This window comes from Pedobacter sp. CG_S7 (assembly GCF_040544395.1).
Classification (GTDB): domain Bacteria; phylum Bacteroidota; class Bacteroidia; order Sphingobacteriales; family Sphingobacteriaceae; genus Pedobacter.
The window spans coordinates 23,007-37,843 of the sequence record NZ_JBEONS010000010.1 but is presented as its reverse complement, the minus strand read 5'-3'; the positions used below and the strand labels follow the sequence as shown (position 1 = coordinate 37,843).

General features: G+C 33.9%; 15 protein-coding genes. 5 read left to right on the top strand and 10 right to left on the bottom strand.

Translation table 11 applies throughout. The features are described 5' to 3' along the window. Positions 1-8 precede the first annotated feature (8 nt). From AAKU52_RS07710 to ribD, 3 genes are read right to left on the bottom strand one after another with little or no spacing between them, the layout of a single operon-like run. The gene (locus AAKU52_RS07710; protein ID WP_354331958.1) at positions 9-623 is read right to left on the bottom strand and encodes an IMPACT family protein; all 615 of its coding nucleotides are present in this window, start codon (positions 621-623) and stop codon (positions 9-11) included. After that, positions 613-1,476, bottom strand: coding sequence for an EamA family transporter (locus AAKU52_RS07705; protein ID WP_354331956.1), 864 nt, complete (start codon positions 1,474-1,476; stop codon positions 613-615). Before AAKU52_RS07705 ends, AAKU52_RS07710 begins: the two co-directional genes overlap by 11 nt. After that, positions 1,473-2,531, bottom strand: coding sequence for a bifunctional diaminohydroxyphosphoribosylaminopyrimidine deaminase/5-amino-6-(5-phosphoribosylamino)uracil reductase RibD (gene ribD, locus AAKU52_RS07700; protein WP_354331954.1), 1,059 nt, complete (start codon positions 2,529-2,531; stop codon positions 1,473-1,475). The genes AAKU52_RS07705 and ribD overlap by 4 nt, the downstream gene beginning before the upstream one ends. Before the next feature lie 45 nt (positions 2,532-2,576). Between ribD and prmC the strand changes: the two genes are divergently transcribed. Further along, complete coding sequence (gene prmC / locus AAKU52_RS07695) at positions 2,577-3,428, top strand: peptide chain release factor N(5)-glutamine methyltransferase (RefSeq protein ID WP_354331952.1); 852 nt, start codon at positions 2,577-2,579, stop codon at positions 3,426-3,428. Here prmC and xerD read toward each other — a convergent pair. Continuing rightward, complete coding sequence (gene xerD, locus AAKU52_RS07690; RefSeq protein ID WP_354331950.1) at positions 3,425-4,324, bottom strand: site-specific tyrosine recombinase XerD; 900 nt, start codon at positions 4,322-4,324, stop codon at positions 3,425-3,427. The two genes, prmC and xerD, sit on opposite strands and share 4 nt — an antisense overlap. Positions 4,325-4,368: 44 nt before the next feature. On the opposite strand from xerD, the gene aroQ reads away from it, so the two are divergent. After that, on the top strand, positions 4,369-4,788 hold the full coding sequence (aroQ, locus tag AAKU52_RS07685) for a type II 3-dehydroquinate dehydratase (RefSeq protein WP_354331948.1): 420 nt from the start codon (positions 4,369-4,371) through the stop codon (positions 4,786-4,788). Here the strand turns inward: aroQ and AAKU52_RS07680 are convergent. Both AAKU52_RS07680 and AAKU52_RS07675 read right to left on the bottom strand, forming a co-directional pair. Next, entirely contained in the window at positions 4,775-5,785 is a 1,011-nt protein-coding gene (locus AAKU52_RS07680; RefSeq protein ID WP_354332075.1) for a glycosyltransferase family 2 protein, read from the bottom strand. The genes aroQ and AAKU52_RS07680 overlap by 14 nt on opposite strands. A gap of 1 nt (position 5,786) precedes the next feature. Further along, positions 5,787-6,665: a lysophospholipid acyltransferase family protein gene (locus AAKU52_RS07675; RefSeq protein ID WP_354331946.1), complete on the bottom strand. Its 879-nt coding sequence runs from the start codon at positions 6,663-6,665 to the stop codon at positions 5,787-5,789. A 37-nt stretch (positions 6,666-6,702) separates the two neighbouring features. Here AAKU52_RS07675 and AAKU52_RS07670 point away from each other — a divergent pair, with 37 nt between their 5' ends. Genes AAKU52_RS07670 through mgtE form a run of 3 tightly spaced genes read left to right on the top strand, consistent with a single transcriptional unit; the run spans position 6,703 to position 9,788 of the window. Continuing rightward, positions 6,703-7,314, top strand: coding sequence for a WbqC family protein (locus AAKU52_RS07670; RefSeq protein WP_354331944.1), 612 nt, complete (start codon positions 6,703-6,705; stop codon positions 7,312-7,314). Between the two features lie 4 nt (positions 7,315-7,318). After that, on the top strand, positions 7,319-8,437 hold the full coding sequence (gene corA, locus AAKU52_RS07665; protein WP_354331942.1) for a magnesium/cobalt transporter CorA: 1,119 nt from the start codon (positions 7,319-7,321) through the stop codon (positions 8,435-8,437). A 40-nt stretch (positions 8,438-8,477) separates the two neighbouring features. Continuing rightward, complete coding sequence (mgtE, locus tag AAKU52_RS07660) at positions 8,478-9,788, top strand: magnesium transporter (protein ID WP_354331940.1); 1,311 nt, start codon at positions 8,478-8,480, stop codon at positions 9,786-9,788. On the opposite strand, the gene AAKU52_RS07655 is transcribed toward mgtE, so the two are convergent. From AAKU52_RS07655 to AAKU52_RS07640, 4 genes are all read right to left on the bottom strand, one after another. Next, positions 9,783-10,193 carry an organic hydroperoxide resistance protein gene (locus tag AAKU52_RS07655; protein WP_354331938.1) on the bottom strand — a complete coding sequence of 137 codons (411 nt, stop codon included), beginning with the start codon at positions 10,191-10,193 and terminating at the stop codon, positions 9,783-9,785. The two genes, mgtE and AAKU52_RS07655, sit on opposite strands and share 6 nt — an antisense overlap. Positions 10,194-10,226: 33 nt before the next feature. Further along, on the bottom strand, positions 10,227-12,395 hold the full coding sequence (locus AAKU52_RS07650; RefSeq protein WP_354331936.1) for an FUSC family protein: 2,169 nt from the start codon (positions 12,393-12,395) through the stop codon (positions 10,227-10,229). Positions 12,396-12,504: 109 nt separating this feature from the next. Continuing rightward, positions 12,505-13,575 carry a tetratricopeptide repeat protein gene (locus tag AAKU52_RS07645; protein WP_354331934.1) on the bottom strand — a complete coding sequence of 357 codons (1,071 nt, stop codon included), beginning with the start codon at positions 13,573-13,575 and terminating at the stop codon, positions 12,505-12,507. Positions 13,576-13,734: 159 nt separating this feature from the next. Continuing rightward, positions 13,735-14,817, bottom strand: coding sequence for a tetratricopeptide repeat protein (locus AAKU52_RS07640; protein ID WP_354331932.1), 1,083 nt, complete (start codon positions 14,815-14,817; stop codon positions 13,735-13,737). Positions 14,818-14,837 lie beyond the last annotated feature (20 nt).

The window sequence follows — 14,837 nt, the reverse complement described above, 5'->3', positions numbered from 1 at the left end:
GTAAGCAATTAAACCGTTCTAATATATTCGGCTTTTAAAGTATCTATATCTTCTAAACGTTTAAGAACTTTAATTAGCATTGATTTTCTAACTTCAATATTCAAGCTACAGGTAGAGTCAAAAAATTGGGAATGAACGGTTAAGTCTTCGTCCTTAATGGTTTTCATTACTTCATTCATACTTAAATAATCAAAAGTTATTTTGTAGCAATCATTAATGGTTTTCTCTGTTTTACATGAATTTTTTAAAGCTTCAATGGTGGCACTTTTATAAGCGTTAATTAAACCAGGAACACCTAAAAGTGTACCGCCAAAATAACGCACTACAACTACTACTATATTGGTTAATTCATTAGAAAGTAAGGTGTTCAAAATAGGTCTTCCTGCTGTTCCGGAAGGCTCACCGTCGTCGTTGATACGGAAAATGCTTTTATCAGGACTTAAACGTAAAGCCCAGCAGAAATGCCTGGCCTTACCATGTTCTGATTTGAGTTTAATTATTAGTGGTTTTACTTGTTCTTCGTGGGTTATAGGAAAAGCATAGGCAAGAAATTTACTGCCTTTATCTTTAAAAGTACCTTCTGCAGGGTATTTTATGGTATAATAGGTGTCATCAAACAGCATAAATTTGTGATAAAGTAATCAGAATAATTGATCCCAGAGCCAGAGTTAAGCCAATGTAATTGATCTTGCTAAATTTTTCCTTAAACAAATAAATTCCAATTATACTTCCTAAAATAATGACACCGATATTCATTGCGGCAAAGACTGTAGATGGGCTTTGTGCTAAACTCTGGTGCGCTTTAAGGTAAAATAGAATATTTCCAAAATTAAAGACACCCAGTATTCCACCACAAATAAAGTTGATGAAGGCAAGTTTTTCATTCTTATAAATTATAAGGTATAAAATGGATAAGATAGAAACCAGAAAAGCGATACTAAAAATAATGATTAGGGAGGTCGTATAAGGTATTGTTTGTATTTGTGCTATTTTCTTGAATAAAACATCTATTACTCCAAAACCCAGAAAAACGATTATCGGGTATAACCAATTGGTGGATGTTTTAGTCGAATTTTGTTTTTTAATTAAAACCAATAAGATTGCTGTAAAGCCTAAGAGGAGACCAATTAATTTTAAGCTATTCATTTGTTCTTTGAATAAGAAAAAGGCAGCTAATATGGGTATAAATAAAGACAGTCTTTGTGCTATATCACTCTTAACAATGCCAATGTGCTTAATAGATGCCGCTAAAAACCAGAATATTACTGGCAGTAGTATACCTAATATAATATAGGTAGGAGAAGGAATAACCACGAGATCATTGAATTGTGGTTTAAAGAAAAAACAGCCTAATGCTATGGCAAAAAGATAATTCCAGCTAACAGTTTGTATAATATTGATTTTATACCGGCGTGCGAGTTTTAAAAGAACAGCAACAGTAACACTACAGCAGATGCTGATTAAGATATAGATCATATAGATTGCCAATTTTTATAAATGATCAGTTTATCCAGATTAATTGGGATTACCTCCGTAATTAATCCATTTATTTGTGGCGCATAGACACCCGTTTCCCAATTTTTAGCCGCATTGAAAACCCTTGCTTCATCCCATAAACCGGAAGAAATGAATTGATTTAATATATTGGCACCACCCTCTATAATTACTGACTGTACATCCATTAAATATAATTGAAAGGCTATTTTTTGCGCTAAATAATACTTCATATCCTCCATTTGTATATAATGGATGTTTTGAATAACGTTTGTTTGTACCTCGTTAAATACAATAGTCTTAGCCTCTTTGTTATAAATATGCTTTTCAAAAGGTATTTCCAGGTTTTTATCAATAACAAGTCTTATTGGATTTTTACCTTCCCATTCTCTTGTAGTCAATTGTGGATTATCTGCAATTATGGTTTTTTTTCCCACAAGGATTGCATCTTCTTCAGAACGCCATTTGTGAACTAACCTTTTAGCAAGAGGAGTGCTAATCCATTGTTTTGAAGAATTTAAAGGGGCAAAATAGCCATTGGCAGTCTGTGCCCATTTTAATATAATGTATGGCCTCTGTTTTTCAATTCTGGTGAAGAAGCGCCTGTTAAGTTGCCTGCACTCGTTTTCTAAAACCCCTTGGTGAACTTCAATGCCGGCATTCTTTAATTTTGAAATCCCTTTGCCATCAACATCTGGAAATGGATCATTATTGCTTATGACAACTTTTTTAACTTCATGCCTTATTAATAGATCTGCACAAGGAGGGGTTTTTCCAAAATGGGCACAAGGTTCAAGGGTGACATACACTGTAGCATCTTTTAAAAGTGAAGCCGCTTGGGTGCCATATTGAGCAATAACTGCATTTACAGCATTTAGTTCAGCATGTGCCTGACCGAATTTTGAATGATAACCTTCCCCAATGATTTTATGACCTTTGACGATAACACAACCCACCATCGGGTTAGGACTTACCGAGGCGATTCCTGTTTGGGCCAGTTCCAGGCATCGCTGCATATATAATTCATCTGTCATCATCGCAAAAGTAAGGTATATTGTTTGATTTAATTACTTTTACAACGTATGAATTTTAAAGCTTTAAAACACTTTTTTGTCCGTGAAATTGCCGGTTATTTTGATCCTCAGGAAGCTGAAGCACTATTTTATATGGCCGTAGAAAAGATTTCGGGATGGGGATGGAGTAAAGTAATGCTGAGCAATCAAGTTTTGTTAAAATTAGGTGAATTTCAGCTATATCAAGATGTCATTAAACAACTGCAGCTTGGAAAGCCTATTCAATACATTTTTAATGAGGCACATTTTTATGGACTAACTTTTAGCGTAAGCCCTGCGGTATTAATCCCAAGAGCTGAGACAGAGGAATTGGTAGACTGGATACTTCAAACCATACTTCCAACTCATCAAAATGGAGATTTGCTCGACATAGGTACAGGAAGTGGTTGTATAGCAATTTCTTTAAAAAAGCATTTGAAAGAATGGAATGTATTTGCCTTGGATATTTCTGCTGAAGCATTAGCCATTGCAACGCTAAATGCGGAAAAAAATAAAGTGGCCGTCCAATTTATTGCTGCTGATGTGCTGGAATATAACAGTCATCAAAAGTTTGAATTGATAGTGAGCAATCCACCGTATATTAAAGAAAACGAAAAAGATGCAATGCATGCAAATGTGATGGAGTATGAACCACATCAGGCTCTTTTTGTTAGCAATGAAAACCCCTTGATTTTCTATAACACAATTGCTGATTTTGCGCAACAAAACCTTAATAAAAATGGGTATTTGTTTTTCGAAATTAACGAATACCTGGGGCGACAAACTGTAGCGCTATTAGCCGCTAAGGGATTTATTCATATTGTTTTAAAAAAGGATATGCAGGGAAAAGATAGAATGATTTGTTGCCGAGTTGCGGGTTAATTTCGTGGATGAAATTGTGTGATAATGGAATGCAGGTAATCACGATCAAGGTGCGTGTATATTTCTGTTGTCGTAATACTTGAATGTCCGAGCATTTCCTGCACTGCACGTAAATCCGCTCCTCCTTCAACCAAATGTGTCGCGAAAGAATGTCTTAAGGTATGCGGACTGATGCTTTTTTTTAAGCCTATTTTATCAGCAAGTGTTTTAATGATGGTGAATATAGAGATGCGTGATAATTTGGTTCCAATACGGTTTAAGAAAATAAAATCTTCATTGCCCTTTTTTATTTTTGAATGTACCCTAACCTCTGCTAAATAAAGATTAACAAATTTAAGCGCTATGCTTCCAATGGGTAGGATACGTTCTTTATTTCCTTTTCCTGTTACTTTAATATATTCAGCTGCTGTATTTAAATCAGAAATGCGAAGGTTGCAAAGCTCTGAAACTCGCAGTCCACAACCATATAAGACTTCAATAATTGCTTTATTTCGCATGCCTTCGGATGTTGAGGCATCTATAGCTTCAATTAAATCGTTAATTTCTAATAGGGAAAGCGTACTTGGGAGTTTCTTATTGATATTTGGCGCTTCCAGTAATTCTGTTGGATCATCAAAAATTATGGTTTCAATCATTAGGAAGGCAAAATAAGATTTCAGTCCCGATACTATTCTTGCCTGTGAATTTGGTAATACTCCTAATTCATTTAACCATTTCAGGAAAGCTTTAAGGTCTTTAATAGTGATGTCTTTAGCTGCCATATTTAGATCGATGGCATCAAAATATTGTATAAGTTTATTGACATCGTTTAGATAAGCATCGATTGAATTGTTGGAAAGTGCGCGCTCCAGTTTCAGAAAGGTTTTAAATTCTTTTAAATAGGGATTGATAATCACAGAAAAATTTTATACTATAAGTTTTTACCATTAAGTTTGGAGGGATGAAGATACAAATTATTAACGGACCAAATTTAAACCTTTTAGGAATTCGTGAGCCAGGCATTTATGGTAGCCAAAGTTTTGAGGCTTATCTTGAGGAATTAAAAATGCTTTACCCGAACTTTGAAATTGACTATTTTCAAAGTAATGTTGAAGGCGAGCTGATCAATAAACTTCATGAAGTTGGTTTTTCAATTGACGGAATTGTATTAAACGCTGGTGGTTATACGCATACCTCAGTTGCCCTAGCAGATGCTATTTCTGGCATCAAAGTTCCCGTAATTGAAGTTCATGTTTCTAACATTTATGCCAGAGAGGCGTACCGGCATGTTTCTTTAACGGGTAAGAATTGTAAAGGTGTATTAACTGGTTTTGGTATGGATGGTTACCGCCTGGCGCTGGAAAGTTTTATAAACGGCTAAAGTGTTTAATTTTTTTTATAAAATACTGATAAACAATGCTTTTATGGTACATACCTATGTGTTCGCTGTAGGGTAATTGCACATCGGATTTCTTTTTATGGGTGATAGAAAAGTTTTTGAAAAAATCGAAATGTGCTTTTGAAACGGCCCATGCGAACTTTACTTCCCCTTTAGCTAAAAAGTTTAACAGGGCTACCAAATCTAGGAGAAAGCGAATAAATATCATGCGAAAGGCTTCTGATGAGGATAGGTTTTTTTGCATGATAATCAGGTTGTTTCTGAAATTAAGATAGGTTTTAAAAGGGTTTGTTGCGTTTAAAGAACCTCCACCTACGTGATAAACTTCTGCATCAGGACAAAACATGATTTTATAACCCAGGTTTTTTAACCTCCAGCATAAATCTATTTCTTCCATGTGTGCAAATAAGTCGGCATCTAAACCTCTGGCCTTTTTCCAATAGTTACTCTTTATAAAAAGTGCGGCGCCGCTGGCCCAAAATATTTCTATAGAATCATTATACTGTCCGGTATCTGTTTCTATAGTCTCAAATATTCTTCCACGACAAAAAGGATAAGCATATTGATCCATAAAACCACCAGCAGCACCAGCATATTCAAATTTAGATTGATCTGATTGCGATTTAATTTTTGGTTGTGCTGCAGCAATTTGATCATCACTTTCCATGAGCGCTATAACTGGTTTAATCCAGTTTTCAGGAACTTCAACATCAGAATTTAAGAGAATAAAATAATCGGCTTCAACCTGAGACAATATTTTATTATATCCTTCAGCAAAACCATAGTTTTTATCACTTTGTATAACTTTAATGGTAGGGAAAGCCAGATTTAAATAATCAACAGATCCATCTGTTGAGCAGTTGTCACCAACAATAATTTGAAGGTTGTCATAGCTGGATTTAATGACGCTTGGTAAAAATTTTTCCAGCAGACATTTTCCGTTCCAATTTAAAATTACGACAGCTACCCTTGGATCCATATTAGTTGATTTCTGGCCTGTGTTTCCATCTTTTATGACTCCATAGCCAATATTGAGGTTTTGCATTAATATGATCTTCTAAAATTTTGAATTGTGCAGCTGTAATTTCATGTTCCATTGCTTCTTTAGGATGTGCAATAATGGGTATGCAGTCAACTTCGTAATAACCCCTTTTGATAACGTTAACCTTTAAATAATATACTGGTCGGTTGGTTTGTACCGCAATTTTTTCAGGTCCGGAGAATACTGGCGTTTGTTGATGTAAGAAATTCATCCAATAATTTGTAGGATCCTTTACTGGTGTTTGATCTGAGGCGAAACAAAATACTGAAGTTGTTTTCCTGGAACCAGCAACTGTACGAAGGGTTTGTTTCATTGCAATTGGCGTATTTCCAAAGCGGGCACGCATGTTATAGAACCAATTATCAAATACTTTATTGTTAAGCGGTTTATAAATAACATATTTGGTTTTAGATAAATTCAAACCAAATGCAAGCATTCCCCATTCCCAATTTCCATAATGTGCCGAGCAAGCAATAACACTTTCATCTTTTTGTAATCGCTCTTCAATAAGGTTCAGGTTATTGAATTTATATCTTATAGCTAATTCCTTTTTAGAAATTAAAGGCATTTTTATAATTTCAAATATCAAATCGCATAAGTATTTGTAATAATGCTTTTCTATGGAAATGATCTGGTAAATATTTTTCTCAGGGAAAGAGTTCTGAAGGTTATCCCTCACAACTTTTCTTCTATATCCGCTAATATAATAAAGAATATAATAAAGTATATTTGAAAAACCGTAAAGTATAGGGAGTGGAAGCAGGGCTATCCCATATAAAAAATATATTCCAATATAAGAAAACCCCTTTTTTATCATTAATTTGGCAAATTAAGAATGCAAACATAGTTAACAAATGCAAAGTCACGCAATATTTCCACTTTTTTATCTTCCGCCAGTAAGTTATTTCTCTGCTTTGCAGGCTAACAATTTCGAATTTATTATAGAATCAAAGGAACATTTTCCAAAACAGACGTTTAGAAACCGAGCTAAAATTTCTTCACCAAATGGCAGTTTAGATTTGTATATTCCTGTTGTTAAGGGTTCTAAAATTCATACTGTAATAAAAGATGTTAAAATAAGTTATGATTTTAAGTGGCAACGACTGCATTGGCTAAGTTTACAGAATTCTTATCGTAATTCTGCTTATTTCGAATATTACGAAGATGAATTAGCACCATTTTATCATAAGAAATTTGAATTTCTTTTTGATTTTAACCTCGAATTGTTTGAATGGGTATTAACGAAATTAAAAAAAAATACTGAAATTGAGTTGACTGAAGAATATATAAAAGAACTGGGTTTACAGACTGATTTTAGAAATAGGCTTAACTTTAAAAGTCCGGAACTATTATTTCCACCTCAGCCTTATTTCCAGGTTTTTGAAGATAGAAATGGTTTTATAGCAAACTTAAGTATCGTAGATTTATTATTTAGCCAGGGGCCACAAGCAAAATTTATCATTTAGTTTTATGGCTAAAAACATTAAAAGTAAAAAAAAGAGAAAATACCTCGATTTAGCTGAGGCAGGTGCTAGTCCTGGATCTGTTTATATAGCTGAGTATGCGTTAAAGCCATTGATTACCATTCATAGTTTTAATGCTGTAGATTATAAAATAGAAAAAGTAAATAACCTTAAAGGATTGAAAGAGACTCTTTCTGTTCCAGGTTATACTTTTTGGATAGAGATAAAAGGGTTTAGATCTAAATCACTATTTGAGCTATTAAATGCTGATTTTAACATCGATAAACTTATATTAGAAGATATAACCAGAACTTATGAACGCCCGAAAATTGTTGAGTATGATGAATATGTTTTTGTCGTAAGCAGAATGCTTTTTCTGGATGCAGATAAAAATTTGGAAAATGAACAGGTGTCATTTATCCTGATGGATAAGGTGTTATTTACCTTTCAGGAACAATATGAAGAATACCTCGTGCCCGTAAAAAATCGATTAAGAGTTGGAAAAGGGAATATAAGAACTGCTGGAAGTAGCTATATCATGTATGCAATGATGGATATTATTGTCGATCAATATTTTGTTATTTTAAATAATTGGGGCGAAGATCTGGACGAGATAGAAGATAGGTTACTTGCTAAGCCTGATCGCTCGATAATGTACGATATTCAGGAAATTAAACGTAATTTAATCAACATCAGAAGGGTGGCATGGCCAGAAAGGGATAAATTAAATGACATATTAAGAAGTGACAGTCCATTAATAACAGATCAAACAAAAATGTTTGTCAAGGATGCCTACGACCATTGCATACAGTCGATAGATATCATGGAATCCCTAAAAGAAATTTCGGCAAGTAATCTTGATATGTATTTATCTATTATTAGTAACAGAATGAATGAGATCATGAAGGTGTTAACTATAGTATCTTCTATCTTCATACCGCTAACTTTTATTGCTGGTATCTATGGAATGAATTTTGCAAATGAAGACCCATTAACAGGTAAAATATTACCCAATAATATGCCGGAGTTATATGTAGAGAATGGGTATTTGTATACTATGATTTTTATGGCAATTATTGCTGTTGGTCAATTGTTCTATTTTTGGCGGAAAGGGTGGTTTAAATAAGATGCAATTATTTGATTTGGATAAGACCGACGTATCAAAAATGAAATCAGCCCTGAATGGGGATGATGAGCATTTAAAAATGATATTGAGTGCATACCATGCCTCTGAAATTGCGATTTTATTTGAAAGTCTGCAACAAGATGACCGGCAAAGGATTATTAATTTATTGCCGGTAGAGGTGGCTTCTGAAGTGATTTCTGAGATGCACGAAGAAGCGCATCCGGAAGAATTATTGCTGCAACTCCATCCTGAAAAACGGACTGAAATTGTTGAGGAGCTGGATTATGATGATGCTACTGATATTATTTCCCAATTAGAAGAGCACGAACAAAAAGAGATTCTGGAGGATTTGAGCGAAGATAATGCTTCAAATATTAGGAATTTACTTCGTTATGATCAGGATACAGCTGGAGGATTGATGAACACCGAGTTTATTAAAATCAATTTGAACCTCACCAAGCAGGATGCTGTCGTTGAATTAATTAAGCAAAGTGAAGAAATAGAAGAGTTCTACACCATATTTGTGGTAGATGATGATAATGTTTTCCATGGTATTGTATCGTTAAAAGATATCATCAAGGCTAAGGGGAATGTAAAAATTACGGCGTTAGTGAAAGCGGAGGTCGCTTGGGTCTATCCTGATACGGATCAGGAAGAAGTAGCAAAATTGATTTCTCAATACAACTTAACCAGTATTCCGGTTGTTGATCATGAGATGCACTTACTCGGCAGGGTAACTTTTGATGATGTTATTGACGTTATTGAAGATGAAAATACGGAAGACATGTTAAAGATTTCCGGTGTTTCTGAAGACGAAGAATTAAGTGGTAATTGGATAGAAGCTGTTAAATCGCGCTTACCATGGTTAATTATTAACTTAGCAACTGCATTTTTAGCTTCAGCTGTAGTACGCTATTTTGAGCCAACACTGGCTAAAATAGCGGTCTTAACTGCTTATATGACTATTATTGCCGGAATGGGTGGGAACGCAGCAACTCAGGCCCTCGCTGTTACCGTAAGAAGAATATCTTTGTATGATTTAACTGATAACCAGGCTTATAGAACTGTACTTAAGGAATTTACAGTAGGCTTAATTAACGGTGCTGTGACTGGTTTAATTGTGTTGATTGTTGCCTTGGTTTTTGATAGCAATCCATTATTAGGCGTAGTGATCTTTTTAGCGATGACAGGAAACCTCGTCGTAGCCGGTATTACTGGTGCAGGTATACCCTTAATGTTGAAGAGGGTAGGAATAGATCCGGCAATTGCCTCGTCTATAATTATAACAACATTTACAGATGTTTTTGGTTTCTTTTTGTTGCTAGGCCTTGCCAGTAAGTTACTGCTATAAAGCAGTAACTTTTGTTTCTATATTTCCTCTAGTCGCCTTAGAATAAGGACAAGCACGATTTGCTTTTTCTGCAAGAGTTTGTGCTTCTTCTGTAGAGATGCCAGGGATATGAACATCTAGTTCTGCAGATAACAAAGCAGTATTACCATCCTGATTAAAAGAAATATGAACAGTAACTGAAGCCTCTGATACATCAACCCCTTCGCGTTTAGCTATTGATCCAAGTGCACCAAGATAGCAAGGGCCCCATGCAGCAGCGAACAATTGCTCGGGGTTTGTTGCACCTCCTTGGCCACCCATTTCCCTTGGTGCCCTAACTTCGAATTCTATTTGACTGTCGCTTGATTTTATATGTCCATTTCTGCCACCTTTTGCAGTTACTGAAGCTGTATATAATTTTTCCATAAATTTTTGTTATTCATAGTTACAACAAAAAAACTAGTGTAAAGTTTTAAAATTTATCTTTTCAGTTATTTTATAAATGTCATAAGCCACTTTCTGAATCAATTCTACTAATTCACTGATCACGATTAAATCTTCTTTTTCCCTATTTTCATCTGTTTTCATTTTAATTAATGGAACATTACTTATTCCTGATGCAGGATTGTTTAAATTTTCTGTGGATAAATTGATCAGGTAAATGGTGTTATTAATTAAAGGCTTCAATTCATCCGTGTTTTTTAAGGAGAAGGAATGCTCTTTATTATATAAGGAAAGGGTAGCAATATAAGAAGATAGTAAATGATTTAAGGCTGTGAACTGTTGCATTTCCTTCATCATTATTTGCTTGCTTTTTGGCTCAGAAAACATTCTTTGAAAAAGTGAGGCTAGGTTAGCAGAGGTTACATATACTTCTTTTCTAGCTACTTTATATGTGGTGAGGTTTTGTGTTTTTTCGAAGTACAATATTGTGACTTGTTCAAAATAATTAACATTAGCTTTCAATGTTGAAATCATGGCATCTTTTAATTTTTCATGTTCCCAATTGGGAAATAAAATATAACTACCCAAAAAAGCTAGTCCTGAACCTATTAAGGTATCTATTATGCGTTCACTAGCCACAGAGAAGCTCCCCATTCCAAGGAAGTTAAACAGAACCAATATATAAGGAGTCATGAATAAGACGCTTACAACGTAGTTTTTGCGCTGAAAACTGTAACTTAATACCATGCACACTAAGAGGATAATAAACAATGCGTTTTTATCATGCACAAAGGTGAGTACAGTTAAACCGATCCCAGCACCAATAATTGTCCCAATAATACGCTGGTAATTTCTTTGTTTTGTTAAACTGAAGCCCGGTTTCATAATGACAAGAATGGTAAGTAAAATCCAATAACTATGAGAAAATGGAAGTACTTTGGAGATTATAAAGCCAAGCAGCATTACTATTGCAACTCTAACGGCATGCCGGAATGCCGAGGATTTAAAAGTTAAATTCTCCAGCATCAATTTAAAATCTATAGTTTGCCTGGTTATAAACTTTTCCGTATCAATATTTCTACTTTTTAAATTTATCTTTTCCTTTTCATTGAAATACCCATTAATAGTTTTTACCCTGATTAATATGTTTTCTATGTTTACTTCGATATTTTTTAAAGCAACAATACTCAGCGTATTATAAGTACCAGCTGTATTATTAACTTCAAGCTTTGCAATTTCGGTCTTTAAACGGGTTACTTCTTTCATTAAATGGCCAGAAAGGAGAGGAGTACCCCCCGTTTTTAAAGCAAAGGCCAAGTTATCTAATTCATTAGCAATTTTATTAATAACCTTTTCATAATGGGTTAATATTCCTGATGAATCAAATTGCTCATGTAATTTATTGTAATTATAATAAGTAGACATGACCTGCTCAAACAAATCCACCATATCTACAAAAACAATTAGTAAAAATCTTCCTTCAGGTGTTGAATCCCTGACAATTTCTCTTGTTTTAAACAGTAATTCTCTTACAGCATCTTGTTTCTCGTGCACTTGCACTTGTAACTGAAGTAAAGAAGCGTAATTTTTGTCATAATCGATATTTTGATGATAAAAATTAGCTTTTGCCCTTAAAAAAGTAGCAACTTCATAAATAGACTCGCTCAGTGTTTGCTGAACAATACGATAAGGTCTGATTCTATAAACAAAATAACTCAAAATGGTGTACCAGGTGCTGCCAGCAAGAATTAATCCGGCATAAAGTGAAACTTCCTGCCATGGTCTGATATCATCAACACTTAATACAATCACTAATAACGATGCTGTACCAATGGAGGCTGCACGAGTTCCGTATAAAGAGAACATGGAAAATATAAAACTGCCCAAAGGCAGTAATACACCTATGAAGTAGAGATTTCTGTTCGTGAGACCGACAAAAAAAGACAGGATAAAAATTAATCCTGTGGTGATGATCATTGCGTTTCTACGGTGTACAATTGGTCCAGGCGAATCCACAACACTCACACATAATGCACCTAATGATAGTGTTAGCCCTAATTTAAGCAGACCAAATTGTGCCAGAATCAAAGATGGACATAGTACCCCAAAGGTTATTCTTAAACCATCTACAAAGTATGTACTTAATAGAAAATCTTGAATGCTTCTGATCGGCTTATTAAACATGTGCAAACAATAATGAGATTAAGGCACGCTTTTATATTAATATTGGTTGTACTATAATTAATATTATGTTAAGTAGAGTTATGTACACACCCTATTTCCTCTTCATAATTTAAAATTCTTCAAGTTTACGTTTCAATTCCTGAACTTTATCGAACTTGTTTTTTCTTGAATAAATATCTGTTAATAGTTGAACTGTCGCTTTATCATTCGGGTTTATTTCATTTGCTTGTAAGAGCGTTAATTCAGCTCTATTGATATAGGAGTTAAATAAATTAATATGTGTGGTATCTTTAGACTTAAGTGCTATGTTGGCAACATCTATATAGGTTAATCCTAATTGGTAAAGTGCATCGAAATAATTTTGATCTATATCCAATGCCTTTTTATAGGCAAGTTCGGCTGTTGTATGATTTGATTTAAGCTGTTGCAAATAACCATATAGGAAATATAATTGTTTATTTTGCGATTCCAGTTTCAATGTTTTTTCTATTGCACTAATCGCCTTATCATACTTTTTGTTATCTATGAGTAAATTGATATAGTCGTTAATTAAAAACATATTAGTTGGATTAACAACCAATCCCTCCTCTAAGGCATTAATTGCCAAATCGTTTTCAAATTTGGAAGTATGCATGGTTGCAATAGATTGAAATAAAGTAGGATTTTTAGCACCTTCAGTTTGGGCACGTTTAAAATATTTTAGTGAATTAGTAACATCACCCATATTTTGTGCACTTATAGCAGTATTTATTGCTAACGTAGTGTCATTCGGAAATAAATCACTTACAGTCTGTAATAAATTAAAAGCCTTTTCGAATTCATTTTTTTGATAAGCCTTATTACCTTTATCTTGCTTTTTTAGGATGATATTATAATTTGCCGACTCAATTAAACTGGTGTTATTTTGAAATCTATCTAGTTTTTTTGCTGTATCTATGGCTTCATTAGCCATGTTATAATAATTGTCGGCATTACTTTCATTATCTTCAAGTATTGCAGCGTAAGAACTGAGGTAAGCCTTAATTGCCCAGGTTTCAGGCCAGCGTTTTGTTTTTCTGTCTTTTTGTGCAGCTTCGGTAGCTTTTATACCTTCCCCAATTACATTCATTTGGTTAGCTTTATCTTTTCCACTAGAAATAGCCGCCTGTAATTTTCCCACAGCATTTTGGGCTATTTTCATTTGACTTTTTTGGCTGTAGCCATGGAATGAGACAAAAAATAAGGTAGCTATTATGATTAAGGATATGTTCTTCATTAATTCTGGTTTTGAAACAAATTTAGATAAAAAAAAAGAGGGATAAAATTTATCCCTCTTTTTTATAAAATGTTATTCCATTAACTATGGATTTAAGGCTTTAATTCTTTTTTCAACAGCATTATATTTTACTGTGTCACTTTTAAAAGCATAAATCCTTTTCAAGGCTTCCAATGCTGAAGCAGATTTTGGATCTAATTCAGATGATTTCAAATAATAAGGTAATGCTTTATCAAGAAAACCAGTTATCTGAGTTGTCAATTCATTAGCTTCTTTTATTTTCTTAGCATCTAATTTATTCTTTTTCTCCTGAATAGAAACTGCTTGTTGGTAATAAACATCACCTTTCAAGTATTGATAAATTGCATTTTTAGGATCTTTAGCTATTAATTTATCAAGCATTAATTCAGACTTTGCAATATCTCCTTTGCTAATATACAATTGAGTTTCAATTTGAATGAAGTTTTCAGCTTCAGGATATTTTTCCGATGCTTCTTTTAAGGTTGCCAATGCAGCTACTGTGTCCTTTACTTCTACCAATTGCATATTGATCACCTCTGAATATAAATCTTGCGCATTTGGCGTATTGAAAGAAATTAGTTTCTTAAAGTTTTTAATAGCATCAGGATAATTCTTCAGGTTTTTTGCCATAATACCAGCATTTAAATACATAGAAGTATCTGAAGGGTTTTTTTCTGTAGCTTCATTAAAATATTTCAAAGCAGTAGCGAAGTCTTGTTTATTATATGCTGTAAATGCTCTGATTTTAACAGAATTATTGATGTTCATTTCTGCTGTAGCTATGTTTTCTTTTTCACCACCTTTAACATCTAAAGCTTTTGCTTTCACAACTGCTTCTTCAGCAATTTTTTGTTTAGCAGCAGAATTATCTAAATTAACAGTATCAGTAGCGGCGATTGAAGAAGCAAAGAGAGCTCTGTAGGACCATGCTTCAACGAGTTCTTTAGATTTCGCATCTACAATAGCTTTATCTGTGTGTTCTAACCCTGAATTTAATGCTGTTAAAGATTTTTCAAGTGTTTGTTTTCCATTGGCCAGCAATTGAAATAAACCCCATTCTTTTTTTGCAGCAGCAACTTCACTCTTTTGTGCATTTGCAAATGAGGCAACCCCCATTAAAAGCATACTAAAAAGTACTTTCTTCATGTTATTTTATTTTTTATTTT